The 23,166-nt window shown below is 73.0% G+C and carries 22 protein-coding genes; 16 read left to right on the top strand and 6 right to left on the bottom strand.

Annotation, left to right across the window (positions count from 1 at the left end):
- Positions 1-52: 52 nt before the first annotated feature.
- From ACFQVC_RS20905 to cobI, 4 genes are read left to right on the top strand one after another with little or no spacing between them, the layout of a single operon-like run.
- Positions 53-2,110 carry a putative cobaltochelatase gene (locus ACFQVC_RS20905; RefSeq protein WP_381832180.1) on the top strand — a complete coding sequence of 686 codons (2,058 nt, stop codon included), beginning with the start codon at positions 53-55 and terminating at the stop codon, positions 2,108-2,110.
- Positions 2,110-2,709, top strand: a complete 600-nt coding sequence (cobO, locus tag ACFQVC_RS20900) for a cob(I)yrinic acid a,c-diamide adenosyltransferase (RefSeq protein ID WP_381832178.1) — start codon at positions 2,110-2,112, stop codon at positions 2,707-2,709. Before ACFQVC_RS20905 ends, cobO begins: the two co-directional genes overlap by 1 nt.
- Positions 2,710-2,719: 10 nt before the next feature.
- Positions 2,720-4,201 carry a cobyrinate a,c-diamide synthase gene (locus ACFQVC_RS20895; RefSeq protein ID WP_381832176.1) on the top strand — a complete coding sequence of 494 codons (1,482 nt, stop codon included), beginning with the start codon at positions 2,720-2,722 and terminating at the stop codon, positions 4,199-4,201.
- The gene (cobI, locus tag ACFQVC_RS20890) at positions 4,198-4,932 is read left to right on the top strand and encodes a precorrin-2 C(20)-methyltransferase (RefSeq protein WP_381832174.1); all 735 of its coding nucleotides are present in this window, start codon (positions 4,198-4,200) and stop codon (positions 4,930-4,932) included. Before ACFQVC_RS20895 ends, cobI begins: the two co-directional genes overlap by 4 nt.
- A 26-nt stretch (positions 4,933-4,958) precedes the next feature.
- On the opposite strand, the gene ACFQVC_RS20885 is transcribed toward cobI, so the two are convergent.
- Positions 4,959-5,681: a ZIP family metal transporter gene (locus ACFQVC_RS20885; protein WP_381832172.1), complete on the bottom strand. Its 723-nt coding sequence runs from the start codon at positions 5,679-5,681 to the stop codon at positions 4,959-4,961.
- A 102-nt stretch (positions 5,682-5,783) separates the two neighbouring features.
- On the opposite strand from ACFQVC_RS20885, the gene cobM reads away from it, so the two are divergent.
- From cobM to cobC, 6 genes are read left to right on the top strand one after another with little or no spacing between them, the layout of a single operon-like run.
- Complete coding sequence (gene cobM / locus ACFQVC_RS20880; RefSeq protein WP_381832169.1) at positions 5,784-6,620, top strand: precorrin-4 C(11)-methyltransferase; 837 nt, start codon at positions 5,784-5,786, stop codon at positions 6,618-6,620.
- Positions 6,617-7,897, top strand: a complete 1,281-nt coding sequence (gene cbiE, locus ACFQVC_RS20875; RefSeq protein WP_381832167.1) for a precorrin-6y C5,15-methyltransferase (decarboxylating) subunit CbiE — start codon at positions 6,617-6,619, stop codon at positions 7,895-7,897. The genes cobM and cbiE overlap by 4 nt, the downstream gene beginning before the upstream one ends.
- Complete coding sequence (gene cobJ, locus ACFQVC_RS20870; protein ID WP_381832165.1) at positions 7,894-9,663, top strand: precorrin-3B C(17)-methyltransferase; 1,770 nt, start codon at positions 7,894-7,896, stop codon at positions 9,661-9,663. Before cbiE ends, cobJ begins: the two co-directional genes overlap by 4 nt.
- Positions 9,660-10,244 carry a precorrin-8X methylmutase gene (locus ACFQVC_RS20865; protein ID WP_381832162.1) on the top strand — a complete coding sequence of 195 codons (585 nt, stop codon included), beginning with the start codon at positions 9,660-9,662 and terminating at the stop codon, positions 10,242-10,244. The genes cobJ and ACFQVC_RS20865 overlap by 4 nt, the downstream gene beginning before the upstream one ends.
- Complete coding sequence (locus tag ACFQVC_RS20860; RefSeq protein WP_381832160.1) at positions 10,241-11,185, top strand: sirohydrochlorin chelatase; 945 nt, start codon at positions 10,241-10,243, stop codon at positions 11,183-11,185. Before ACFQVC_RS20865 ends, ACFQVC_RS20860 begins: the two co-directional genes overlap by 4 nt.
- On the top strand, positions 11,169-12,311 hold the full coding sequence (gene cobC / locus ACFQVC_RS20855) for an Rv2231c family pyridoxal phosphate-dependent protein CobC (protein ID WP_381832159.1): 1,143 nt from the start codon (positions 11,169-11,171) through the stop codon (positions 12,309-12,311). Before ACFQVC_RS20860 ends, cobC begins: the two co-directional genes overlap by 17 nt.
- A gap of 135 nt (positions 12,312-12,446) precedes the next feature.
- Here cobC and ACFQVC_RS20850 read toward each other — a convergent pair whose 3' ends face one another.
- Complete coding sequence (locus ACFQVC_RS20850) at positions 12,447-13,406, bottom strand: SCO1860 family LAETG-anchored protein (protein WP_381832157.1); 960 nt, start codon at positions 13,404-13,406, stop codon at positions 12,447-12,449.
- Positions 13,407-13,762: 356 nt separating this feature from the next.
- On the opposite strand from ACFQVC_RS20850, the gene ACFQVC_RS20845 reads away from it, so the two are divergent.
- Entirely contained in the window at positions 13,763-14,515 is a 753-nt protein-coding gene (locus ACFQVC_RS20845) for a 2-phosphosulfolactate phosphatase (RefSeq protein ID WP_381832155.1), read from the top strand.
- A gap of 58 nt (positions 14,516-14,573) precedes the next feature.
- Here ACFQVC_RS20845 and ACFQVC_RS20840 read toward each other — a convergent pair whose 3' ends face one another.
- Complete coding sequence (locus ACFQVC_RS20840) at positions 14,574-14,945, bottom strand: hypothetical protein (protein ID WP_381832153.1); 372 nt, start codon at positions 14,943-14,945, stop codon at positions 14,574-14,576.
- Positions 14,942-16,033, bottom strand: coding sequence for an amidohydrolase family protein (locus ACFQVC_RS20835; RefSeq protein WP_381832152.1), 1,092 nt, complete (start codon positions 16,031-16,033; stop codon positions 14,942-14,944). The genes ACFQVC_RS20840 and ACFQVC_RS20835 overlap by 4 nt, the downstream gene beginning before the upstream one ends.
- 118 nt (positions 16,034-16,151) lie before the next feature.
- On the opposite strand from ACFQVC_RS20835, the gene ACFQVC_RS20830 reads away from it, so the two are divergent.
- The 5 genes from ACFQVC_RS20830 to thpD all read left to right on the top strand — a co-directional run bounded on the left by ACFQVC_RS20830 (position 16,152) and on the right by thpD (position 21,058).
- Entirely contained in the window at positions 16,152-17,252 is a 1,101-nt protein-coding gene (locus tag ACFQVC_RS20830; RefSeq protein ID WP_381832149.1) for a pyridoxal-phosphate-dependent aminotransferase family protein, read from the top strand.
- Between the two features lie 408 nt (positions 17,253-17,660).
- Positions 17,661-18,215, top strand: coding sequence for a diaminobutyrate acetyltransferase (gene ectA / locus ACFQVC_RS20825; protein ID WP_381832147.1), 555 nt, complete (start codon positions 17,661-17,663; stop codon positions 18,213-18,215).
- A gap of 81 nt (positions 18,216-18,296) precedes the next feature.
- Positions 18,297-19,565 carry a diaminobutyrate--2-oxoglutarate transaminase gene (gene ectB, locus ACFQVC_RS20820; protein WP_381832144.1) on the top strand — a complete coding sequence of 423 codons (1,269 nt, stop codon included), beginning with the start codon at positions 18,297-18,299 and terminating at the stop codon, positions 19,563-19,565.
- 53 nt (positions 19,566-19,618) lie between these two features.
- Positions 19,619-20,023, top strand: a complete 405-nt coding sequence (locus ACFQVC_RS20815) for an ectoine synthase (RefSeq protein ID WP_381832142.1) — start codon at positions 19,619-19,621, stop codon at positions 20,021-20,023.
- A 135-nt stretch (positions 20,024-20,158) separates the two neighbouring features.
- On the top strand, positions 20,159-21,058 hold the full coding sequence (gene thpD, locus ACFQVC_RS20810; RefSeq protein ID WP_381832139.1) for an ectoine hydroxylase: 900 nt from the start codon (positions 20,159-20,161) through the stop codon (positions 21,056-21,058).
- A gap of 177 nt (positions 21,059-21,235) precedes the next feature.
- On the opposite strand, the gene ACFQVC_RS20805 is transcribed toward thpD, so the two are convergent.
- Complete coding sequence (locus ACFQVC_RS20805) at positions 21,236-22,432, bottom strand: maleylpyruvate isomerase family mycothiol-dependent enzyme (protein ID WP_381832136.1); 1,197 nt, start codon at positions 22,430-22,432, stop codon at positions 21,236-21,238.
- A 52-nt stretch (positions 22,433-22,484) separates the two neighbouring features.
- Positions 22,485-23,093, bottom strand: coding sequence for an RNA polymerase sigma factor (locus tag ACFQVC_RS20800; RefSeq protein ID WP_381832134.1), 609 nt, complete (start codon positions 23,091-23,093; stop codon positions 22,485-22,487).
- Between the last annotated feature and the right edge of the window lie 73 nt (positions 23,094-23,166).

Genomic DNA, 23,166 nt, shown 5'->3' with positions numbered 1-23,166 from the left:
GGGAGGCGCCCCCAGACGGGCTGAACATGATGAACCTGGAGGTCTACGCACCGTGAGCACCCCCTATCCCTTCACCGCCCTCGTCGGACAGGACGACCTGCGGCTCGCTCTGTTGCTCAACGCCGTGTCCCCCGCGGTCGGCGGCGTGCTCGTGCGGGGTGAGAAGGGCACCGCCAAGTCCACCGCCGTGCGGGCGCTTTCGGCGTTGCTGCCGGCGGTGGACGTCGTCCCCGGGTGCCGGTTCTCGTGCGATCCGGGCGCGCCCGACCCGGCCTGTCCCGACGGGCCGCACGAGGCCGCACCCGGTGCGCCGCGTCCTGCGCGCATGGTCGAACTGCCCGTCGGCGCCTCCGAGGACCGGCTCGTCGGCGCGCTCGACATCGAGCGGGCGCTCTCCGAGGGCGTGAAGGCCTTCGAGCCGGGACTGCTCGCCGACGCGCACCGCGGGATCCTCTACGTCGACGAGGTCAATCTCCTCCACGACCACCTGGTCGACCTGTTGCTCGATGCCGCGGCCATGGGCGCCTCGTACGTCGAACGCGAGGGAGTGTCCGTACGGCACGCCGCGCGGTTCCTGCTCGTGGGCACCATGAACCCCGAAGAGGGCGAGCTGCGGCCGCAGTTGCTCGACCGGTTCGGGCTCACCGTCGAGGTGGCCGCCTCCCGCGAGCCGGACCAGCGAGTCGAGGTCGTACGGCGGCGGCTCGCCTACGACGACCAGCCGGAGGCCTTCGCCGCGCGCTGGGCCGAGGACGAGGGCGCGGTACGGCAGCGGATCGTCGCGGCGCGTGCGCTGCTGCCGTCCGTGCGGCTCGGGGACGCGGCGCTGCGGCAGATCGCCGCGACGTGTGCCGCGTTCGAGGTCGACGGGATGCGCGCCGACATCGTGATGGCCAGGACGGCCACCGCGCTCGCCGCGTGGGCGGGGCGCGAGGATGTGCTCGCCGAGGACGTCCGGCAGGCCGCGCTGCTCGCCCTGCCGCACCGCAGGCGCCGTAACCCCTTCGACGCGCCGGGCCTCGACGAGGACAAACTCGACGAGACGCTGGAGGAGTTCGGGGAGCCGGACGGCGCCGAAGGCTCTGACGGGCCCGAGGACGACCCCGATCCGGACGGGCCCGGCGGCGGTGGGCAGCCGCCGCAGGACGGCGGTCCGGACGCGGACGGCGGGCCCGATGTGCCGTCGCAGGGTGGCGCCGCCGAGGACACACAGGAGGACCCTTCCTCCGATACTCGACTCCCCTCCGGTGGCGGCGAACAAGCCCCCGTCAGTGCCGCCGAGCCCTTCCGGGCCAAGCTGCTCAGCGTGCCCGGCACGGGTGCGGGCGCGGCCGGGCGGCGCTCGCGTGCCCGTACCGAGCACGGCCGTACGACCGGGGCGCGTCGGCCTCAAGGGGCCCTGACCAAGCTGCACTTGGCGGCCACCGTGCAGGCTGCGGCCCCGCACCAGCGGGCGCGCGGGCGCTCCGGGCGCGGCCTCGTCGTACGCCGGGACGATCTGCGGCAGACCACCAGGGAGGGGCGCGAGGGCAATCTGGTGCTCTTCGTGGTCGACGCCTCCGGGTCCATGGCCGCGCGGCAGCGGATGAGCGCCGTGAAGGGCGCCGTCCTCTCGCTGCTGCTCGACGCCTACCAGCGGCGCGACAAGGTGGGGCTCGTGACTTTCCGCGGCAAGGCCGCCGAGGTCGCCCTGCCGCCCACGTCATCGGTGGACACCGCCGCGGCCCGGCTCGAACAGCTGCCGACCGGTGGGCGCACCCCGCTGGCGGCCGGGCTGCTCAAGGCCCACGAGGTGCTGCGCGTCGAGCGGTTGCGGGACCCGTCACGGCGGGCGCTGCTCGTGGTCGTGACCGACGGGCGGGCCACAGGGGGTGCCGAACCGGTGGCGCTCGCCACGCGGGCCGCCCGGCTGCACGCCGCCGAGGGCACCGCCGCGGTCGTCGTGGACTGCGAGTCGGGGCCCGTACGCCTCGGTCTCGCCGGGCAGTTGGCGGCCGACATGGGCGCTACGGCCGTCACGCTCGACGAGCTGCGCGCCGACAGCATCGCCGGTCTCGTGCAGGACGTACGGAACGGTCAGCAGCACCAGTACGCCAGGAGGGTCGCGTAATGCCGCAGGGACAGCCCGCCGTCGTCCCCGACGACGGCCTCACCACCCGCCAGCGCCGCAACCGGCCCCTCGTGGTCGTGCACACCGGCATCGGCAAGGGCAAGTCGACGGCCGCCTTCGGGCTCGCGCTGCGCGCCTGGAACCAGGGCTGGCCGATCGGGGTGTTCCAGTTCGTCAAGTCCGCGAAGTGGAAGGTCGGCGAGGAGCGGGCGCTGCGGGTCCTCGGTGACTCGGGCGAGGGCGGCTCGGTGGCCTGGCACAAGATGGGCGAGGGCTGGTCGTGGGTGCAGCGGGACGCGCAGCTCGACAACGAGGAAAAGGCCCGCGAGGGGTGGGAGCAGGTCAAGCGCGACCTCGCCGCCGAGACGTACCGGCTCTACGTGCTCGACGAGTTCGCCTACCCCATGCACTGGGGGTGGGTGGACACCGAGGAGGTCGTGTCCGTCCTCAAGGACCGTCCTGGGCAGCAGCATGTCGTGATCACCGGGCGGAACGCGCCCGCCGGCCTCGTGGACTTCGCGGATCTCGTCACCGAGATGGGCAAGGTCAAGCACCCCATGGACGCCGGGCAGAAGGGCCAGAGGGGCATCGAATGGTGAGGACCGAGTGGTGACGTCCGTTCCCCGGCTCGTCGTCGCGGCGCCCTCGTCGGGCAGCGGCAAGACCACCGTGGCCACCGGCCTGATGGCCGCCTTCACGGAGTCCGGGCTCGCCGTGTCCCCGCACAAGGTGGGGCCCGACTACATCGACCCCGGGTATCACACGCTCGCCTGCGGGCGGCCCGGGCGGAACCTGGATCCGTACCTGTGCGGTCCCGAACTGGTCGCGCCGCTGTTCGCGCACGGCGCGGCGGGGTGCGATCTCGCGGTGGTCGAGGGCGTGATGGGGCTTTACGACGGGGCCGCGGGGCAGGGTGAACTGGCCTCCACCGCGCACGTGGCGAAGCTGTTGCGGGCGCCGGTGGTGCTCGTCGTCGACGCCTCGTCGCAGTCGCGGTCCGTGGCCGCGCTGGTGCACGGGTTCGCGTCCTGGGACCCCGAGGTGCGGGTCGGGGGCGTGATCCTGAACAAGGTCGGGTCCGCGCGGCACGAGGAGTTGCTGAGGGAAGCGCTCGACTCTTCCGGGGTTCCCGTCCTCGGGGTGTTGCGCCGGGAGGCTCAAGTGCAGGCGCCTTCGCGGCACTTGGGGCTTGTGCCGGTGGCGGAGCGGCGGGTGGAGGCGGTCGAGGCGGTCGGTGCTCTTGCCGCGCAGGTGCGGGGCGGGTGTGATCTGGAGGGGCTGCTTGCCCTGGCCCGGTCCGCGCCGTCGTTGGCCGATGCGCCGTGGGAGCCGGCGGCCGCGGTCACCTGCGGCGGGCTTTCTCCCCGCCCCGCCCCTTCCCTGAACCGGGGCTCCGCCCCGTACCCCGTCCATCGCCCTTCGGGCTCGTCCTCAAACGCCGGACGGGCTGAAAGACCAACCGCCGGTCGGGCTGAGACGCCAACCGCCGGACGGGCTGTCATTGCTCTCGCCTCCGGGTCAGCCTTCACCTTCTCCTACGCCGAGCACGCGGAGCTCCTCGGCGCCGCCGGGGCCGATGTCGTGCCGTTCGATCCGTTGCGTGATGAGCAACTGCCGGACGGGACCGCCGGGTTGGTGATCGGGGGCGGGTTCCCCGAGGTGTACGCGCCCGAGTTGTCGGCCAATGAACAGCTGCGCAAGGCCGTTGCCGAGCTGGTGCTCGGCGGGGGGCCGGTGGCGGCCGAGTGTGCGGGGCTGCTGTATCTCGCGCGGTCCCTGGACGGGAAGCCGATGTGCGGGGTGCTCGACGCCGATGCGCGGATGTCGGAGCGGCTGACGCTCGGTTACCGGGAGGCCGTCGCCGTGTCGGACAGTGTGCTGGCGCGGACCGGTACGCGGGTGCGGGGGCACGAATTCCACCGGACCGTGCTCGAACCCGGTGCCGGTGCGGCTCCCGCGTGGGGGCTGCACCAGCCGGAGCGGCGCGTCGAGGGCTTTGTCCAGGGCGCCGTGCACGCCAGTTATCTGCACACCCACTGGGCGGCGACACCCGGCTTCGCCCACCGTTTTGTCGAAAGGTGCACGGGATGAGCGGCAGCAGGCTGATCGGGGTCGGAGTGGGCCCCGGCGACCCGGAGTTGGTGACCGTGAAGGGCGTCAACGCGCTTCGGGACGCCGATGTCGTCGTGGTGCCGGTCATGGACACCGGTGAACGTGGCCGGGCCGAGGCGACCGTGCTGCACTACGTCCCCGAGGACAAGGTCGTACGGGTGGTGTTCGCGCTGAACGAGCGGACCGACCGTGCCCGGCGCGAGGCCGCCTGGGACGCCGCCGGGCAGCAGGTGGCCGTGCTTCTCGAGAAGCACGGGTCCGTGGCGTTCGCGACCATCGGCGACCCCAATGTGTACTCGACGTTCACGTATCTCGCGCAGACGGTCGGGGCGTCGGTGCCGGGCACCGTCGTCGAGACCGTGCCCGGCATCACCGCCATGCAGGACCTCGCCGCCCGCAGCGGCGCCGTGCTCACCGAGGGCACCGAGCCGCTGACGCTGGTCCCGGTGACCGCCGGCAGCGCCGTACTGAAGGACGCCCTCGACGGTCCCGGCACCGTGGTGGCGTACAAGTTCGGCCGCCTCGCGCACGAAGTGGCCGCCGCGCTGCGCGAGACCGGGCGGATCGAGGGCGCGGTGTGGGGCTCGGCGCTCGGTCTCGCCGAGGAGTCGATCCGGCCCGCGGCCGAACTCGACGAGGGACCGCTGCCGTATCTGTCGACGCTGATCGCGCCCGCGCGGCGGGACGGCGGCCGCGGGGGCAAGTTGTGACCCGGTACGACGAGTGCCCGGCGAGCTCAGCCCGCCGCGCCCACCACCAGCCAGATGAAGCCCACACCCGCGACCGTGCACAGCAGCGTGGAGCGTGCCGGGTGGTCGTGGTGCGCCTCGGGCAGGATCTCGGCCGCCGCGAGATAGAGCAGGGCGCCGCCGAAGAAGCCCAGATAGCTGCCGAGGAGTTCCTCCGGCAGGGTGAAGAGGAGCGTGGACGCGGCGCCGACGACCGGGGCGGCAGCGTCCGCGAACAGCATGGCCAGGGCCTTGCGGCGCTCGTTCCCGTACAGGCTCGTGATCGTGTACGTGTTGAAGCCGTCCGCGAAGTCATGGGTGATGACGGCGAGCGCCACGGTCGCGCCCATCGCGCCGCCCGCCTGGAAGGCCGCGCCGATCGCGATGCCGTCCATCAGGCTGTGCCCCACCATCGCGGCCGCCGCGGTGAGGCCCACCTGCGGCACTCTCCCCTCCTCCGCGCCGTGCGCGGTCTGGCGTACCGCCAGGAGGCGCTCCACGACATGCGCCACGAGGAAGCCGGCCACGAAGAGCAGCAGGGCCCGCGGCACCCCGTAGACCTTCTCGCTCGCCGCTTCCATCGCCTCCGGCAGCAGGTCGAGGCCGACGACGCCGAGCATCAGGCCGCCGGCGAAGCCGAGGACCAGATGGCGGCGGTCGGTGACGCGCTGCGCCGTCCAGCCGCCGGCCAACGTCATCAGGAACGCGCCGAGCGCGACGAACACCGCCATGGGCTCTTGCTAGCCGATTGACCACCGCCCCGCACGTCCCCGGGGCCAACTGCTCCAATCCGTCCCACCCCGTTACCTGTTCGATCCGAGAGGACCCATCCCATGGCCGAAGCCACGACCGGCAAGGTGACCTTCGTCGGCGCCGGGCCCGGCGCCGCCGATCTCCTGACCTTCCGCGCCGCACGCGCCATCGCGGACGCCGATGTCGTGATCTGGGCGGCCAGCCTGGTGCAGGCGGAGGTCCTGGAGCACGCGCGAGCGGACGCCGAGATCCTCGACTCGGCCACCATGTCGCTCGAAGACGTCGTGGCCGTGTACGAACGCGCCCACGCGCAGGGCCTGAAGGTCGCCCGTATCCACTCCGGCGACCCGGCCCTCTGGGGCGGCACGCAGGAGCAGGTCGACCGCTGCGGTGCGCTCGGGATCGAGGTGGAGATCGTGCCGGGCGTGTCCGCGTTCTCCGCGGTCGCGGCGCTCGCGCAGCGCGAGCTGACCATTCCCGAGGTCGCCCAGTCCGTGATCCTGACCCGGCTCGGCGGCGGCAAGACGCCGATGCCGCCCGGCGAGGAGGTACGGGAGTTCGCCAAGCACGGCACGACGATGGCGCTGTTCCTGTCGGCGGCCCGCTCGGGACAACTGGTGCGGGAGCTCCTGGAGGGCGGCTATCCGACGTCGACGCCCGTCGTGGTCGCCTACCAGGCGACCTGGCCGGAGGAGCTGATCGTGCGCTGCACCGTCGGCACCCTGGAGGAGACCGTCAAGGAGCACAAGCTCTGGAAGCACACGCTCTTCCTGGTCGGCCCGGCCCTCGACGCCACCGGCACGCGCTCGCACCTGTACCACCCGGGGCACTTCCACGGCTTCCGCAAGGCCGACCCGGAGGCCCGCCGGGCCCTCAGGTCGCAGCGGGTCTCGCAGGGCGCGGAGGCCAAGCCGTGAAGATCAGTGTCATCGGTACGGGGACGGGGGCGCCCCTCGATCCCGCCGCTGAGGCCGCGCTCGCCGGGGCCACGCTCGTGGTCGGCGGGCAGCGGCACCTGAACGCCGCGAGGGAGCGGTTCGGGGAGTTCCGCGCGGGCGTCGAGCAGGTGGTGCTCGGGGCGCTCGCGCCCGCCCTGGACACCGTCGAGAAGCACCGTGAGGCAGGGCGCGGCCCGGTCGTGGTCCTTGCCTCCGGCGACCCGGGGTTCTTCGGGATCGTGCGGGCGCTCGCTGAGCGCTTCGGCCCTGCCACGCTCGACGTACGGCCCGGGGTTTCGTCGGTGGCCATGGCGTTCGCCCGTGCCGGGCTTCCCTGGGACGACGCGGTCGTGGTCAGCGCGCACGGGCGTGATCTGCGGACGGCCGTGAACGTGTGCCGGGCCCACCCCAAGGCCGCGGTCCTCACCGGCCCCGGCGCGGGTCCCGCCGAGATCGGGGCCGAGCTCGTGCACCGCGCCGCGAACCGAACGCTCGTCGTCGCCGCCGCGCTCGGCGACCCCGAGCACGAGCGGGTCGAGTGGGTCTCCGCCGCCGAGGCCGCGGCCCGTGACGACTGGGGCGACGCGGTCAGCGTGGTGCTCTGCCTGGACGAGGCGCGCTCCGTGGCGCCCGTGCGTACCGTGGCCGGGGCGCAGCCGGGGCCTGGCCGGTGGGCCCTGGACGAGAGCGAGTTCGGCCACCGCGACTCGATGATCACCAAGTTCGAGGTGCGCGCCCTTGCGCTGTCGCGGATGGGGCCGCGCCTGGGCGATCTGGTGTGGGACGTGGGCGCCGGGTCCGGTTCGATGGCCGTGGAGTGCGCCAGGTTCGGGGCGGCGGTCGTCGCGATCGAGAAGACCTCCGACGGCATCGACCGGATCCGCGCCAACGCGGCCGCGCACGGTGTCGACGTACGGCCCGTGCACGGGGCCGCGCCGACCGTTCTGTCCCATCTCGCCGACCCGGACGCGGTGTTCGTCGGCGGCGGTGGCGGCGATCTGCCCGGCATCGTGAAGATCTGCGCCCGCCGGACCCGGCGCACCGTGGTGGTCGCCCTGGCGGCGCTCGACCGGGTGCCGGCGGTGCGGTCCGCGCTCGCCGACGCGGGGTACGACGTCGACGGCGTACTGCTGCAGTCCTCGCGGCTCGCGCCGCTGCCGGGCGATGTCTCCCGGCTCGCCGCGAACAATCCCGTCTTCCTGTTGTGGGGCGACCGTCGCCCCACGACTCCCCAGCGTGAAGGAGCAGTTCAGTGATCGGCCTGGTATCCGCCACGGCGGCCGGAGCTCGCGCGAGCGCACGGCTCGCCGAGGCCTGGCCCGCTCGGGCCCGTGTGTACGAAGGGCCCGTGGCGGACGCCGTGCGGCGGGCGTTCGGGGAGTGCTCGGGGGTGGTGTGCTTCCTCGCCGCCGGTGCGACGGTGCGGCTGCTCGCGCCGCTGCTCGGCGACAAGGAGTCGGACCCGGGTGTGGTGTGCGTCGACGAGGCGTCGCGGTACGCGGTCGCCCTGGTGGGCGGGCACGGGGGCGGCGCCAATGCCCTGGCCCGTGAGGTCGCCGAGGTGCTCGGGGCCGAGGCCGTGGTGACCACCGCCACCGACGCGGTGTCCGTGCCGGGCCTCGACACCCTCGGCTTTCCCGTCGAGGGCGATGTGGCGGGGGTGTCCCGCGCGGTGCTCGACGGTGAACCGGTCGCTCTGGAAGCCGAGTTGGCGTGGCCGCTGCCCGCGCTGCCGGACCATGTGCGGCCGGGCCACGTCCGGTCGGCGGACGGTGGCCGCACCGGCGCGCCGCAGGAGGCGTCGCAGGAGGGCCGCGGGGGCGTGATCCGGGTCAGTGACCGTGCCGTCGAGCCCGGCGCGGGCGAGGTCGTCCTGCGGCCCCCGTCGCTCGTCGTCGGTGTGGGCGCGAGCAAGGACGCCCCGGCCGAGGAGGTCACCGGACTCGTCCGCGAGGCGCTGCGCGACGCCGGGCTTTCCGCCCTCTCGGTCGCCGAGCTGGCCACCGTCGACGCCAAGGCCGATGAGCCGGGGATCGTCGCGGCCGCCGAGGCGTTCGGGGTGCCGCTGGTGACCTACGCCGCCGATGAACTGGCCGCTGTCACCGTGCCCAACCCTTCGGACGCCCCGCTCGACGCGGTCGGCACCCCCTCCGTCGCCGAGGCCGCGGCGCTGGTGCGCGGCGGTGAACTGCTCGTGCCCAAGCGGAAGTCGGCGCCCGAGGGGCGGGCGGCGATGGCGACCTGCGCGGTGGTGCGGCGCCCGGCGCGCGGACGGCTCGCCGTGGTCGGGCTCGGCCCCGGCGCGCGGGATCTGGTGACGCCCCGGGCACGCGACGAGCTGCGCCGCGCCTCCGTACTCGTCGGGCTCGACCAGTACGTCGACCAGATCCGCGACCTGCTCCGGCCGGGCACCCGGATCCTGGAGTCGGGCCTCGGCGCCGAGGAGGAGCGGGCGCGTACCGCCGTCGACGAGGCCCGCAAGGGGCAGGCCGTGGCCCTCATCGGCAGCGGCGACGCCGGGGTCTACGCGATGGCCTCGCCCGCGCTCGCCGAGGCGGGCGCCGACATCGACGTGGTGGGCGTGCCCGGGGTGACCGCGGCGCTCGCCGCCGGGGCGATCCTGGGCGCGCCGCTCGGCCACGACCATGTGTCGATCAGCCTCTCCGACCTGCATACGCCGTGGGAGGTGATCGAGCGCCGGGTGCGGGCCGCGGCCGAGTCGGATCTCGTGGTCACCTTCTACAACCCGCGTTCGCGCGGACGTGACTGGCAGCTGCCGAAGGCCCTCGGCATCCTCGCCGGGCACCGTGCGGCGCACACACCGGTGGGTGTCGTGCGCAACGCCTCGCGGGCGGACGAGAGTTCACGCCTTACGACGCTCGCCGCGCTCGACCCGGCGACCGTCGACATGATGACCGTCGTCACCGTGGGCAACACGGCGACACGGGAGATCGCGGGCCGTATGGTGACGCCGCGCGGCTACCGCTGGCAGAGCCCGGCAGACGGAGGGCAGGGCAAGTGAACCGTGTCGTCCATCCCATCGAGGAGGAGTCCTTCCGCCGGCTCAGGGCCCGCCTGGACACCTCCCGCTTCCCGGCGCTCACCCGGGCCGTCGTCGAGCGGGTCATCCACTCGGCCGCCGACCTGGAGTACGCCGACGACCTCGTCACCGACGAGGACGCGCTCACCGCGGCCCACGCGGCGCTGCACGCGGGCGCGCCCGTCGTCGTGGACGTCGAGATGGTCGCGGCGGGCATCACCCGGCGCGACACCGTGTGCCGCCTGAAGGACGCCGAGTCCGGTCCGGGCCTTACCCGTTCGGCACACGCGATACGGCTCGCGTACGAGCAGGTCGGGCCCGGCGCCCTCTGGGTGATCGGCTGCGCTCCCACCGCACTGGAGGAGCTGCTCACCCTGGACGCCGCGCCCGCGCTCGTGATCGGGCTTCCCGTCGGCTTCGTCGGCGCGGCCGAGTCGAAGGCGGCGCTGCGCGAGAGCGGGCTGCCCGCCGTCAGCAATGTTTCCGAGAAGGGCGGCAGCGCGGTCGCCGCGGCCGCGCTCAACGCCCTTCTGTACCACCCCACTTCCGAGGAGATCGTGTGACCACCCCTCAGGCCGCCAAGCCGGCCCTGCTCATCGCCGGCCATGGCACCCGGGATGAGGCGGGCGCCGAGGCGTTCCGGGACTTCGTGCGCGAGCTGGGCCGCCGCAACCCCGAACTGCCCGTGGCCGGCGGCTTCATCGAGCTGTCGCCGCCCCCGCTCGGCGAGGCCGTGACCGAGCTCGTGGAGCGGGGGGTGAAACGGTTCGCCGCCGTGCCCCTGATGCTGGTCTCCGCCGGGCACGCCAAGGGCGACATCCCGGCCGCCCTGGCCCGTGAGAAGGAGCGGCACCCCTCGGTGTCGTACACCTACGGCCGTCCGCTCGGTCCGCACCCGGCGCTCCTGAAGGTCCTGGAGCGACGGCTCGACGAGGCGCTCGGCGACTCGGTCCGCTCCCCCGAGGACCGCGCGGACATCACGGTCCTCCTGGTGGGCCGGGGTTCGACCGACCCGGACGCCAATGCCGAGGTGCACAAGGCGGCCCGGCTGCTGTGGGAGGGCCGGGGTTACGCGGGCGTGGAGACGGCGTTCGTCTCGCTCGCGGCGCCGGATGTGCCGAGCGGCCTCGACCGGTGCGTGAAGCTCGGCGCGAAGCGGATCGTGGTGCTGCCGTACTTCCTGTTCACCGGGATCCTGCCGGACCGGGTGCGGCACCAGACCGACGGCTGGGCGGCCGCGCACCCCGGGATCGAGGTGCGCTCGGCGGATGTGATCGGCCCCGAGCCGGAGCTGCTCGACCTGGTGATGGAGCGCTACCGGGAGGCCGTGGAGGGCGATCTGCGGATGAACTGCGACTCGTGCGTGTACCGGATCGCGCTGCCCGGCTTCGAGGACAAGGTGGGTCTGCCGCAGCAGCCGCACTTCCACCCGGACGACGACGGTCACCACCACGGGCACGGCCACGGGCATCACCACCACGGCGGCCATGCCCACGCCCACTGACGGCCGCGGGAGCGCCGTCGGCGGATACGGGCACGAGGGCACCGTCGACGGGCACGGACCCGGCCACGGGCACGCCTCCGACGGCCATGATCTGCGCCATCACGGTGACGCGGAGGTCCGCGACGGCAGCGGCGCCCTGACGGATCTCGCGGTCAACGTCCGGGCGGACACGCCCCCTTCGTGGCTGCGCGAGCAGATCGCCGCGTCCCTGACGTCCCTCGCCGCCTACCCGGACGGGCGGGCGGCACGGGCGGCGGTGGCGCGGCGGCACGGTGTGGAGCCTGAGCGGGTGCTGCTCACGGCGGGTGCGGCGGAGGCGTTCGTGCTGCTCGCGCGGGCGCTGCGGGTGCGCCGCCCCGTCGTCGTGCATCCGCAGTTCACCGAGCCGGAGGCGGCGCTGCGGGACGCCGGGCACGAGGTGGGCCGGGTGCTGCTGCGGGCTGAGGACGGCTTCCGCCTGGACCCTGCGGCGGTGCCCGACGACGCGGACCTGGTGGTGATCGGCAACCCCACCAATCCCACGTCCGTGCTGCACCCGGCCGCGCTCGTCGCCGAACTGGCCCGCCCCGGGCGGGTCCTCGTCGTGGACGAGGCGTTCATGGACGCGGTGCCGGGTGAGCGCGAGGCCCTGGCCGGGCGCAGGGATGTGCCGGGGCTCGTGGTCCTGCGCAGCCTCACCAAGACGTGGGGTCTTGCGGGGCTGCGCATCGGATACGTCCTGGCCGCGCCGGAGACGGTACGGGAGCTTGAGCGGGCGCAGCCGCTGTGGCCGGTGTCGACACCGGCGCTGGCCGCCGCGCAGGCGTGCATGACGCCGCGTGCCCTCGCGGAGGCGGAGGCGGTGGCCGGTCAGGTCGCGGCCGACCGGGCTCATCTCCTCGCCGGGCTCGCGGAGTTCGAGGAGGTGACGGCGGTGGCGCCGGCCGCGGGGCCGTTCGTCCTGATCCGCCTCGACGGCGCCGCCGGGGTGCGGGAACGGCTGCGCACCCTGGGCTTCGCGGTGCGCCGCGGCGATACGTTCCCGGGGCTCGACGACCGCTGGCTGCGGCTCGCGGTGCGCGACCGGGCGACGACGGGCCGGTTTCTGCAGGCCCTGGACAAGGCGCTGGTGCTGGCGCCCCGTTGAGGCCGAGGGGGCGCGTCCTGGACTTCGGGGTGCGAGAGGGAGGCGGCGCAGGGAAGAGGGACTCGCTCCGCCTCCCCCTCACGTCAGGGGCGGTCAGGCCTTGTCGCGCACGGCGGCCGCACCGCGCACGGACCGTCAGGCCTTGTGGCGGCTGCGGGCCAGGAACAGGGCGCCGCCGCCCGCGGCGAGGAGCACGACCGCGCCGCCCGCGACGTACGGCGTCGTGGAGTTGCCGCCGGTCTCCGCCAGGTTCTGCTGCGGCGCGGCGCCCGTCTGGGGCCGCACGTCCTTCTTGCCGCCCTCCTCCGGCTCGCCGGGCTCGTCAGGGCGCTCCGGCTTCGGCTGCTCCTTCTCGGGTGCGGACGGTGCCTCGCAGGTGGCGCCCGCGAGGGTCACGAGGCCTTCGACCTCGGCGACGTTCAGCTTCAACGGGTTGAGGGAGACCTTGAGTTCGAGCGCGGACGCGGCGGCGGTACGCGAAGTGGTGTGGGTCTTCGACAGGTCGAGGCGGACCTCGCCCACGCCGGGCACCTCGACGCGGGTCGTGCCGCCCGAGGAGAGCGTGACGCGCTTGCCGAGCACGGTCACGGCGCCGAGGACGTTCGACTCGGCGACCGGCCGCTCACCCGCGACGCAGGACGCCTTGGAGGTCACCTTCTCCAGTTCGAGCAGCGGTAGCGCGGGCAGGCCCGGCGCATGGACCTGGGCGCGGGCGAGATGGGTGGCGCCCTCGGCCTTGTGCCGGTCGGCGGTCGCCTTCGCGGAGGCCACATCGGCGTGCACCATGCTGAACGGCCGCCCCTGGTCGATGCCTTCGACATCGACGGTGAGCGCGGTCTTCTCGGCGCTCGCCGGGGCCTGCACCTCGTTCAGCGCGGCCTTGACCGGGACGTTCACGGTCTTGTTGAGCAGCGAGACGTCGAGTCCCGCACGGAGGACGACCGCACTCGACTTGCCGCCGCTGCCGCCGTCGCCGCCCGTGGCGTGGGCGGGCCCGGCGAGGGCCACGGGCGCCGCGGCCAGGGCCGTGGCGGCCGCGGTGGCGGCGAGGCGCCGAAGGTGCGGCGCGGGCGTGCGGAAGGTGTTGCTGATCACGGTGGTGGAACCCCCACGGGAAGCGTCCGGGGCAGCCCGAAGGCCGCCCCGTCCGGAGTCAACTGGGACAGCGGCCGACGGCGCCTGTGCACGGGGACAGTTGTGCGGCGCCGACGACCTCGACTCCGGAATCTTTACGCACTGAGAGTGAATCGGCGGCTGCACCGGGTTACTTCACTCCAACGTGGGGTTTCCGCCCCCGTATTCGAATCTCACGGCACGGACGTTCCCAGCTGTTCCCCCACGCCCCCGGAGTTCCGGCGGGGCGCGAATCGTGTTGAACGAGCGGGTGCGGTACGACGTCACGCTGCGTCAACTTGCGGCCTTGCGCGGCCCGGTGCGGCATGATCCGTGCCATGGCTGACTGGGCGCTGCAGCAGGGGCACGGGGTGCGGTTCGACTGGGGGCCCGCCGGGGCGGAGCGGCTCGCACCGGAGTGCGCCTGTCTGGTGGTGGTCGACGTGCTGTCCTTCACGACGGCGGTCGAGGTGGCGGTGGAGGCGGGTACACGGGTGTTCCCCTACGCGTGGCGGGACGCGTCGGCGGCCTCGTTCGCCGCGGAGCGGGATGCCGAACTCGCCGTGGGGCGGCGGGCGTCGGGACCGGCCGCGCCCTGGTCCCTCTCCCCCGCGGCCCTGCGCCGTGCGCCCTTCGCACCCCGGCTGGTGCTGCCGTCACCCAACGGCTCCGCCATCGCCGCGGCGGCCGCGCCGGGCTCGGTGGTGGTGGCGGCGAGCCTGCGCAACGCGGAGGCGGTGGGGCGGTGGCTGGCCGGAGCGGGATTCGGCACGCAGGACCGGCCCGTGGCGGTGATCGCCGCCGGCGAGCGATGGCCCGAGGGGGCGCTGCGTCCGGCCCTTGAGGACCTGCTGGGTGCCGGAGCGGTGATCTCCGCCGTGGGCGCCGGGGCGTGCTCACCCGAGGCTTCGGCGGCCGCCGGGGCGTACGCCTCGACGTCCGATGTCGCGGCGGCCGTCCACGACTGCGCGTCGGGGCGGGAGTTGGCGGCGGGCGGCTTCGCGGAGGATGTCGCGGTGGCGGTGGAGCTCGGGGTGTCGGAGGTGGTGCCGGTGCTGGGGGAAGGCGGCGGGTTCGGCGCCGCGGCGTGATGTTCCTCCGCCCCGCCACGCCCCGTCACGGCCCCTCAGTCGCCCTTCGGGCTCGTCCTCAACCTCCCCCAGCCTTCGGCCGGGAGGTGCCCCCGGACGGGCCGGCTTCCGCCCACACCTCCTCCGGATCCCGCTGACCCTCGTACGAGAAGTGCAGCCGCACCCGGTCCCCCTCAAGCCGATGCCCCTCCGATGCGGCATACCGGGGCGCGGGCCACTCCTGCGAGACCACGGCCAGGGCCGAGGAGCCGGACCGCAGCACCCACGTGCTCCGCCCACCGGCCACCGTGGGCAGGTAGTACCCGGCGAGCACCGACGCCAGCACCGCGGACAGCGTCGACTCCCCCGGGTACGAACGGAGTTCCTCGTGCGGCGCCGTCGCGTCGTCGCCCGCCGCCACGCTGTCCCGGGTGAGCACCACCGTGGTCACGCGATCACGCGCCCGTTCAGGACGACGCACCGGGGCGCCGCGAGGACACGTACGTCGGCGCGCGGGTCGGACTCGTAGACCACCAGGTCGGCGGGGGCACCCTCGCGCAGGCCGGGACGGCCGAGCCACTCACGGGCGCCCCAGGTCGCCGCCGAGAGCGCCTGCAACGGCGGGATGCCGGCCTTCGTGAGCTCGGCGACCTCGGCGGCCGCGAGACCGTGGGCGAGGGAGCCGCCGGCGTCGGTGCCGACGAAGACCGGGATACCGGCGTCGTGGGCGGCGCCCACGGTGTCGTAGCGCCGCTCGTACAGGCGCCGCATGTGGTCGGCCCAGATCGGGAACTTGCGCTCGCCGCTCTCCGCGAGCTTGGGGAAGGTCGCGATGTTCACCAGGGTCGGCACGATGGCGACGCCTCGCTCGGCGAACAGCGGGATGGTGTCCTGCGTAAGCCCCGTCGCGTGCTCGATGCAGTCGATGCCCGCCTCGACGAGGTCGCGCAGGGACTCCTCCGCGAAGCAGTGGGCGGTGACGCGCGCGCCGAGGCGGTGCGCCTCCGCGATGGCCGCCTCGACCTCGCCGCGCGGCCAGCAGGCCGACAGATCGCCGGTGCCGCGGTCGAGCCAGTCGCCGACCAGCTTCACCCAGCCGTCGCCGCGCCGGGCCTCACGGCCGACCTGGGCCACCAGGTCGGACGGCTCGATCTCGTGGGCGTAGTTGCGGATATAGCGCTTGGTGCGGGCGATGTGCCGGCCGGCCCGGATGATCTTCGGCAGGTCCTCGCGGTCGTCGATCCAGCGGGTGTCGGAGGGCGAGCCCGCGTCACGGATCAGCAGGGTGCCCGCGTCCCGGTCGGTGAGGGCCTGCTTCTCGGCGACGTCGGCGGGAACCGGGCCGTGGGTGTCGAGCCCGACGTGGCAGTGCGCGTCGACCAGGCCCGGCAGCGCCCAGCCCTCGACGGTGCGCACGTCACGGGCGGTGGGCGGCGCTGTGTGGCTGACCCTGCCGCCGACGACCCACAGCTCGTCCCGTACGTCATCGGGCCCGACGAGCACCCGCCCCTTCACCCTCAGCACCGCGTGATCGCTCATGTACGGCAGCGTAGAACGCACTCGGTACGCTCGAAGCGACGCCCCGAACACAACAAGACACGACAGCCGGGACACGACAACCGGTTGGCACGTCGCACGACAAGAGAGCAGCTCCGCCGTGACGCACCCGTTCCTCGACCTGCCCCCTCTGAGCGCCGCGCACTTCGCCGAGATCGAGCGGCGGGTGGCCAGACTGCTGCGCACCGAACAGGACGTCGTGATCATGCAGGGCGAGGCGCTCCTTCCGCTCGAGGCCTGCATCCGCTCCGGGGCGCGGCCCGGTTCCACCGCCCTGAACGTGGTCACGGGCCCGTACGGGCAGACCTTCGGCAACTGGCTGCGGGACTGCGGCGCGCACGTCGTGGATCTGGCCGTGCCCTTCCACACGGCGGTCACGGCCGAGCAGGTGGGCATCGCGCTTGCCGAGCACCCGGAGATCGACTTCGTCTCGCTCGTGCATGCCGAGGCAGCGACCGGCAACACCAACCCGGTGGCGGAGATCGGTGCGGTGGTGCGCGAGCACGGCGCCCTGTTCATGCTGGACGCGGTCGCCTCGGTGGCCGCCGAGCCGCTGCTGCCCGACGCGTGGGGCGTGGACCTGTGCGTGATCGGCGCGCAGAAGGCGATGGGCGGGCCCGCGGGTGTCTCGGCGGTGTCGGTGTCCGAGCGGGCCTGGCAGCGGTTCGCCGCCAATCCGCAGGCGCCGCGGCGCTCGTACCTGTCGCTCCTCGACTGGAAGGAGCGCTGGATCGACGGCGGCCGCAAGGCGCTCCTGCACGCACCCGCGCAGCTGGAGATGCTCGCCCTGGAGGCGTGCGTCGAGCGGATCGAGAGCGAGGGCCTCGACGCGGTGATGGCGCGGCACGCCACCGCCGCCGCGGCCACCCGGGCCGGCGCCGTGGCGCTGGGCGGGGGCCTGGAGCCGTATGTGTACGCGGCGGCTGACGCGGCGCCCGTGGCCACCACGCTGCGCACCCCGGCCGGGGTGGACGCGGCCGGCATCGTGGCGCGGGCGCTCGCCGCCGATCCGGTACTGCCGCTGGTGGCCGGTGGCGGCGCCCTGGCCAAGGAGATGATCCGGGTCAACCACTACGGCCCGGACGCCACGCGCGGCGTCGTGCACGCGAGCCTCGCGGCGCTCGGGGCGGCTCTGGGCGAGGCGGGGATCCAGGTGGACCTGGAGGCGGCCCGGCGCGCGGTCACCGCCGCCTGGGCCTGACGGCCACAGCCGTGACAACTGGCGTGCCCACAGTGACGAATGTGACCGCACAGACGGCAGTTGCGCCCTTTTCCGTTGCCTCGGCTTCATAAATTGACACTGTTTTAATGAATACGGGAAGCCGCATTTCCAGCGCAGCTTCCCGTATTCTTCTGCCCCGTTTCCCTCGACCTAAACGCAAAGATTTTGCGAACACGAACCGACGTAATTCGGGCACATCTCGCAGGAGTTACGAGCTTGTGACCGACGCCACATGAGGTCCGCTTTGACCCGTAATTCCCTGACGAACCCGGACATAGCGCCGAGGACAGCGCGAGCGCGCACGCCCGCGTGATAACACAAAGAGCGCTCTCAGGTAACCCCTTCCCACGATGCAATTTCAATTTTGGGTGGGTAAATTCAATCCGCATGACAGCCGCACAAGCAGACCTTGCAAGTGCCCGTACCGCTTTTCGTGAAATGCCGGGGGACTTGCGGCTCGACACCCCGGAGGTGACAGACGGAGCCGCGCTCTGGCGGATTGCCCGCGACTCGAAGACCCTCGACCTCAACTCCTCGTACAGCTATCTGCTGTGGTGCCGTGACTTCGCCGGCACGTCCGTGGTGGCGCGCGACGCGCAGGGAGACCCGGTGGGCTTCATCACCGGCTACATCAGACCCGAGCGCCCGCACACCCTCCTGGTGTGGCAGGTCGCCGTCGACGAGAGCCAGCGCGGCCGTGGACTCGCCGCCGCGATGCTGGACGGCCTGACGGCCCGCATAGCCGGAGCGCACGGACTGCGCACGGTCGAGACCACGATCACGCCGGGCAACACCCCGTCCGAGCGCCTGTTCCTCTCGTACGCCGAGCGCCATGGCGTACCCGTCGAGCGTGAGGTGCTGTTCCACACGGAGCAGTTCCCCGACGGCGACGGCGGCCATGACCCGGAGGTGCTCTACCGCATCGGCCCCCTGTCTTTCTGAGCCTGCGCCCGACCCAGAGTTCCCTGTCCCAGACCTTCCATCGGACCCCCCACGCCTTCATCTCCCAGGAGGAGATTCGCTGTGACCATCACCCAGCCGGACCTGAGCGTCTTCGAGACCCTGGAGTCGGAGGTGCGCAGCTACTGCCGCGGATGGCCGACGGTCTTCGACCGCGCGCAGGGCAGCCGCATGTACGACGAGGACGGCCACGAGTACCTCGACTTCTTCGCCGGAGCCGGATCGCTCAACTACGGGCACAACAACCCGGTCCTCAAACGCGCCCTGATCGACTACATCGAGCGCGACGGCGTCACGCACGGCCTGGACATGTCGACCACGGCCAAGCGCGCCTTCCTGGAGTCCTTCCAGAACACCATCCTGCGGCCGCGTGACCTGCCCTACAAGGTCATGTTCCCGGGCCCGACGGGCACCAACGCCGTCGAGTCCGCGCTGAAGCTGGCGCGCAAGGTCAAGGGCCGCGAGTCGATCGTGTCCTTCACCAACGCCTTCCACGGCATGTCGCTCGGCTCGCTCGCCGTGACCGGCAACGCCTTCAAGCGGGCCGGCGCCGGTATCCCGCTGGTGCACGGCACCCCGATGCCGTTCGACAACTACCTCGACGGCCAGACCCCGGACTTCATCTGGTTCGAGCGTCTCCTGGAGGACTCCGGCTCCGGTCTGAACACCCCGGCCGCCGTGATCGTCGAGACGGTCCAGGGCGAGGGCGGCATCAATGTCGCGCGCGCCGAGTGGCTGCGCCAGCTCGCCGATGTCTGCAAGCGCTGGGACATGCTCCTGATCGTCGACGACATCCAGATGGGCTGCGGCCGCACCGGCGGGTTCTTCTCCTTCGAGGAGGCGGGCATCGTGCCGGACATCGTCACCGTGTCCAAGTCCATCAGCGGCTACGGACTGCCCTTCGCGCTCACCCTGTTCAAGCCGGAGCTGGACATCTGGGAGCCGGGCGAGCACAACGGCACATTCCGCGGCAACAACCCGGCGTTCGTCACCGCGGCCGCCGCGCTCGACGCCTACTGGGCCGACGGCCAGATGGAGAAGCAGACCCTGGCCCGCGGCGAGCAGGTCGAGCAGGCGCTGTCCGCGATCCGTGCGGAGCACCCCGAGGCCACCAAGGAGTACCGCGGCCGCGGCCTGGTCTGGGGCCTGGAGTTCCACGACAAGGACCGGGCGGGCAAGGTCGCCAAGCGCGCCTTCGAGCTCGGCCTGCTGATCGAGACCTCCGGTCCCGAGAGCGAGGTCGTCAAGCTCCTGCCGGCGCTCACCATCACGCCGGACGAGCTCGACGAGGGCCTGCGCACCCTCGCCCGCGCGGTGCGCGAGACCGCCTGAGCGGCGCCGCCACCCCGCACTCCGCAACGTAAGAGAAAAGGAACCAACTCACCGTGATCGTCCGTTCGTTCAAGGACATTGAAGGCACCGACCGGCACGTCAAGTCCGCCTCCGGCACGTGGGAGAGCAAGCGGATCGTGCTCGCCAAGGAGCGCGTCGGCTTCTCGCTGCACGAGACCATCCTGTACGCGGGTACGACGACGTCGATGTGGTACGCGAACCACATCGAGGCCGTCGTCTGCGTCGAGGGCGAGGCGGAGCTGACCGACGACACGACCGGCGAGAAGTACACCATCACGCCGGGCGTGATGTACCTGCTCGACGGGCATGAGAAGCACACGATGCGGATCAAGCAGGACTTCCGTTGTCTCTGTGTCTTCAACCCGCCCGTCACCGGGCGCGAGGACCACGACGAGAACGGCGTGTACCCGCTGCTCACGGAGCCGGACGAGGGCTGAGCACCCCCCACAATGCCTGGGGCGTGAGCCCCACTTGACTCCCGGCCGCCGCCGCACCCCGCCTCGGGGGCGGGAGGCGACGGCGGCCGGGTACATCCCGAACAGGGCCGTACGAGAGGAGAGGCAGGCAACACCATGACCACCGCACCCGAACGCACCGCAGACCTGTACCCGACCCGAGGCGCCGCCGAGGTGCTCACCAAGCGCCAGGACCCCGTTGTGTGGTCCGAGCCGGGTACGCAGGGGCCGTTCGCGGCCGCGGAGCTGTCGGCGTTCGACAGGGACGGCTTCATCCAGGTCGACGAGCTGGTCTCCGGGGACGAAGTGGGCATCTACCAGGCGGAGTTGGAGCGCCTGACCCAGGACCCCACGATGCGCGCCGACGAGCGTTCCATCGTCGAGTCCCGCTCGCAGGAGATCCGTTCCATCTTCGAGGTGCACAAGATCAGCGAGGTCTTCGCCAAACTGGCGGCCGACCCGCGCGTCGTAGGCCGGGCCCGGCAGATCCTGGGTTCCGACGTCTACATCCATCAGTCCCGGATCAATGTGAAGCCCGGCTTCGGCGCCACCGGCTTCTACTGGCACTCCGACTTCGAGACGTGGCACGCGGAGGACGGGCTCGCGAACATGCGGACCGTGTCCGTGTCCATCGCCCTCACCGAGAACTACGCGTACAACGGCAGCCTTCTTCTCATGCCGGGTTCGCACAAGACGTTCCTCGGCTGCGAGGGAGCCACTCCGAAGGACAACTACAAGCGGTCCCTGCAGATGCAGGACGCGGGCATCCCGTCCGACGAGGCGCTGAGCCAGCTCTCGGACGAGCACGGGATCGCCCAGTGGGTCGGCAAGGCCGGCTCGGCCGTCCTGTTCGACTGCAACACCATGCACGGCAGCGGTGACAACATCACACCGTTCCCGCGGAGCAATGTCTTCTTCGTGTTCAACAGCGTGGAAAACACTGCTCAGGATCCCTTCGCGGCGCCCGTGCGGCGCCCGGACTACATCGGCGCGCGGGACTTCACCCCGGTACGGTGAGCTCCTGCGGTGACCCAGTGATGTGACGGTCGGCCCGGTTCCCCGTGCGGGAGCCGGGCCAACTGTCTTGTGCGGGGCGGTCGTTGAGCCACGGCAGGCGGCCCGCCACCCGCCGTGGCGTAGGTCGGCTCACAGGTCGCAGGTCACGACTCACAGTTCACGGCTCACCGCCACGGCTCACAGCCAGGCCAGTGCCGCCGCCCGGTCGAGGACGCCGCGGGCCACACCCGGGTCGCCGGCCAGGCCGCGCGGCACCTGCGCCGGGTCCTGCCGGCCGCCGACGAGCAGACAGAAGTCGACCGGGTCCAGGACGAGTTCGGCGGCCACCGGGTCCGCCTCCGAGCCGAGCACCCACTCCGTCTCGTCGCCCGCACCCGCCACGGTGAGCAGCACCGGTGGCGCGCCGCTGCCGAGCGCCAGGCCGAGGATGCGCACCGCGAGCCGCACCAGCTGCCACAGGAGCGGGTCGGGCGGCGGTGGCACGGACCTGCCGAGCGCGCGGCCGATGTCATCGGTGTGCACCCAGGTCTCGAAGGCCCGCACCAGATAGTGGTCGGCGACGGGGAGCCGGGCCCCGAGCAGTGTGGTGGCCCGGGCGGCGAGTTCCGGGTCGTGCGCGGCGGGCGCGGCGAGCAGCGCCCCGGTCTGGCGCCGCCAGCGGGCGAGGGTGTCGCCGGGTGCGTGGCGGTGCTCGTACGCGATCACTTCGGCGCTCCGTCGCGCCCAGGCCTCCCGCCACCCCCGGCCGGCCAGGATCTCGGTGTCCGCAGTCGCCGCGGGCCGGGCCGACGTCGGCAGGCCCAGGTGGCGGGCGAGCGGTTCGTCGGCGGCGATCAGATGGGCGAGCGTGGCGTGCACGTCCCAGTCGTGCACGACGGGCGTACGCCAGATGTCCCCGCCGCGCCTACCGCGGTCGTCGTCCCCGGCCTCCTCCCCTGCGCCCGAGGCCACCTCCCGCAGCAACGCCTCGAGTCCGCTCACCGCAGCCGCGTAGGGGGCGGCGTGCGCGGCGACCCGGGTGACACGGCGGGTGCGCAGGGCGGCGGCGAGGAGCGGAGCGCGCCGGGCGGGACCGGGCTCATCGGCGTGCGCGGTCTCACCGGCGGGAGCGGGCTCAGGGGCATGCACGGTCTCACCGGCGGGCGCGGACCCGTCGGCCTGCGCGCCTTCCGGGGCTCCGGCCGCCCGGGGGTGCCCTCCGTGGTCCGGGGCGCCGTCGAGTGCGTGCACCACCTCGCGCAGGCGTCGTGCCTCCGCCGTGCAGGAGCGGCATTCGGCGAGATGGGCCAGAATGCGGGGCTCGTCCGCGGCGGGGGCGGCACCCAGGGCCCAGGCGCCGATGAGTTCGCGTACGCCGTCGTGGTCGGCACTCATGTCCGGCCTCCCTCGTCGTGACTCGCCCCACGGTACCGGCGCCGGCCACGCATCACGCCCCCTGCTCCACGGCCGACTCCGGTGGTTCTGCCAGGAGTTCGGCCAGTCGGTGCAGGGCGGATCGCAGTCGGGTCTTGGCAGTTCCTTCGGGAATGCCAAGTTCCGCCGCGACCTGCCGGTACGTACGGCCGCCGAAGTACGCGAGATGCACCGCCTGCCGCTGTGGCAGCGGGAGTTCGGCGAGCGCGGAGTGCAGCAGCAGCGCGCGCTCCCTGGCCATGACCAGCTCGCCGGGCCCCGGCCCCTGGGCCGGGATGGCGTAGAGCGTCTCCTCGTCCGCGTGCACCGCCTTGCGGTGCCGCTCCTCGCCGCGCACCCAGTCCACGGCCCGCCGGTGGGCGAGCATGGACAGCCAGGTGCGCAGCGTGCCGCGGGCGGCGTCGAAGGCGTAGGGCCGGGACCACAGCTGGGCGAAGACCTCCTGTGACACGTCGTCCGCTCCGGCCGGGGAGCGGGTGACGCGCAGCGCCACGGCGCGGACGAGTCCACCGTAAGCGTCGTATGCCTCGGTCAGCGCGGACTCGTCGCCGTACACCAGCCGTCGGTGCAACTCTCCGTCGGAGAGCGGGACTTCAGGGGTCGGCTCCACCGGCACCACCACCTCGTGGTGCCTTCCTAGCGTCCCGGAGCCCGGCGCGCCAGGGTCCGGTCGGCCGGAGCCCGGCGCGCCGGGG

The organism is Streptomyces monticola, assembly GCF_042665355.1.
GTDB classification, from domain to species: domain Bacteria; phylum Actinomycetota; class Actinomycetes; order Streptomycetales; family Streptomycetaceae; genus Streptomyces; species Streptomyces monticola.
Note: the sequence above shows the minus strand (reverse complement) of the source record. Positions and strands in the feature narration are given on the sequence as shown.